Source organism: Microcystis sp. LEGE 08355 (assembly GCF_015207185.1).
Classification (GTDB): domain Bacteria; phylum Cyanobacteriota; class Cyanobacteriia; order Cyanobacteriales; family Microcystaceae; genus Microcystis; species Microcystis panniformis.
The window spans coordinates 1-2,283 of record NZ_JADEXI010000684.1; the positions used below are offsets into that span (position 1 = coordinate 1).

A 2,283-nucleotide genomic window follows, 5' to 3' on the forward strand; every position below is an offset into this window, starting at 1 on the left:
GAACCACTTGCTGTTCAATCATCGCCTCGGATTTGGTTTGTTCTGCTGCCGCTAAAACCTAAGCGGCGGCGGGTTCCTTTTGTAAATTTTGCTTAATTTTTTGCCACAATTCTACACCTTTATCCATTGCTCCTTCCGTTAATTTACCGATAACAGCTTCAAAGGCGATTTTAGCGATTTCGGCGGCGACTAATTCGGCTAACATAATTATCAATGGGGGGAATTTTTCGCCATTCTAGCACAACTATTTGGGGATGAAAGCAGGAAAGCCAATCACTCATGTTGTCGGGAATCAGCGTTCCTTTGATCCCCCCTTAATCCTTCCTTGATAGTAGGGTTGATTCATGAATCAACCCTACCCTTGATAAGGGGAGTGCCGATCCCCCCTTAATCCCCCCTTTAATTCTAGAGCCAAAAAAGACAGGCATTGAGCCTGTCTAGAAAACCAAACAAATTACCTATCAGTTGACCACAAATAGGGAGTTTTTTGCGTCAAATTTCCAAGCAATACCATCGGGATCTCTGATGCGACTCCAATCGGCAAATTCTGTTTCGGATTTATTTTTCTTGTTTCTACCCAAAACGGCTGGGGTAACTCCTAAACGTTTAGCCAAATCCGCCAAACTCATCGATGAGATGGTTTCAGAATCAGAGGTTAGAGATTCTTCCCTAACCTCTGATTCTGATTGGGATAAAGAACTGGCAGAACTGTTCAAACTAGGATTAATTATCTCCTCCGGTTCTTGAATTACCGTTTCTTGAACAGCGATCGCTTCGTTTTTTTCTTCCTCTTTTTCCTCAAATAATTTACCTAAATTAGTCAAAGGTTGGGAGGAGGAAATAACAGGAACCTCCGAGACAGAATTTTCGCTTTTTTCGGCGACAATCAGAGAGGATTTAGCCTCCTGGGATTGCTCTAAACTGGTCAGGGGAGATCTCGAGGCAGTAATCGCAGGAACTTGTTTTTCCTCTATTTCTTCTAAAGAGGGGTCACTCTCATCAAAAATACTACCCAAGGTACTGGCGGTGATAAAGTAATAGGCCATACCCTGATCGCCTACAGCTTTTTTTTGCGCTCCAAATTCCTCAGCTTTTTTGTCTAAAAATTGTCTGGCTAATTTGGCCGTGAGATTGGCTTTTGCCGATAGGTCAATCGGGGTGAGACAACCTTGATTGTCCTGTAAAAGTTGATTGAAATAGGGGTTAATCACCGTCGATAATTTTGACCAGCGATAGTCTTGCCACACCTTGACTGCCAGAGTTAAGAGGAAGACAAGTAGGATCAATGGCCAAGCGGTAAAAACAAGGATGATTAGCACCGCTAGGGGAATGATGAGGACGAGAAACCCCGCCGTTTGACGATCGATAATTTTTCCAGTCATAATTTCATAAGCTGCCACAATTAAAATTCTTAATGGCTAGTTTGACTATCTCCTGCCATAAGTGTATATGACCAGTTTAGGCTTTATTGGTCACGCCGGTTAGTTCTAGTCGTTCAAACATGGCAAATCGTGCCTTCAAGGCCAGAGAATCATCAAGTTTTGTTAAAAAAATGGCTTTTTGATACTTTTGTTCTAAAGCTTTTTGGATTAACCAATCGGCTAAAAAGGGATTTTTGGGTAGTAGCGGACCATGGGCATAGGTAGCGATCGCATTGTGGTAAAATGCCCCTTCATAACCGTCCTCTCCGTTATTTCCGTAACCGGTAATCACCTTTCCCAAGGGAGAAACGGTCTGTAAATAGGTACGACCCCCGTGATTTTCAAAGCCAATTACTAGCGGTTTTTCCCCAGTCATAGCTTTAATTTCCTCCGCTAAAGGAGAGGCAGTAATTTCAAAAACCACGTTACCGATACAGCGTTTTGCATTGGGTCCAGGATGTTTACTTACTAGGTCTAATAATCCTAATCCCTCGATTCTTTGACCGAAAGCCGGTTCGTAATAATGACCTAATAATTGTGGGGAACCACAGGTAAAAACCCCCGGTATTCCTGCTGATAATTGTTCTTTCATCGCCGCTGCTTTTTTCCCCTGTAAATCGCGCATAACGATCTCCTGTTGCCGATCCTGCGCCCCACCCCCAACAATTATATCTACTTGATAAAATTTCTCGGCTTCTGTTTGAGCATCTAGGGGAATAATTGTCACAGAAATATCACGCCATTGACATCTTCTTTGGATAGTAATAACATTACCTCGATCGCCATAGGTACTCATTAAGGTGGGAAATAACCGGCCGATTTTTAGTTCTGGTTTTGCCTAAATTTCTTAGGGGATAAGGGC

At 42.8% G+C, this 2,283-nt stretch carries 3 protein-coding genes; all 3 read right to left on the reverse strand.

From position 1 onward, the window contains the following. Positions 1-58: 58 nt before the first annotated feature. Complete coding sequence (locus IQ242_RS22875) at positions 59-205, reverse strand: hypothetical protein (RefSeq protein ID WP_193961530.1); 147 nt, start codon at positions 203-205, stop codon at positions 59-61. A gap of 256 nt (positions 206-461) precedes the next feature. After that, the gene (locus IQ242_RS22880) at positions 462-1,382 is read right to left on the reverse strand and encodes a hypothetical protein (protein WP_193961529.1); all 921 of its coding nucleotides are present in this window, start codon (positions 1,380-1,382) and stop codon (positions 462-464) included. Between the two features lie 76 nt (positions 1,383-1,458). Continuing rightward, positions 1,459-2,241, reverse strand: coding sequence for a type 1 glutamine amidotransferase (locus IQ242_RS22885; protein WP_370583043.1), 783 nt, complete (start codon positions 2,239-2,241; stop codon positions 1,459-1,461). Positions 2,242-2,283: the final 42 nt, after the last annotated feature.

Coding starts and splice junctions, on each gene's coding strand:
- IQ242_RS22875 (WP_193961530.1), bottom strand. CDS start 205: ATGTTAGCCGAATTAGTCGCCGCCGAAATCGCTAAAATCGCCTTTGAA.
- IQ242_RS22880 (WP_193961529.1), bottom strand. CDS start 1,382: ATGACTGGAAAAATTATCGATCGTCAAACGGCGGGGTTTCTCGTCCTC.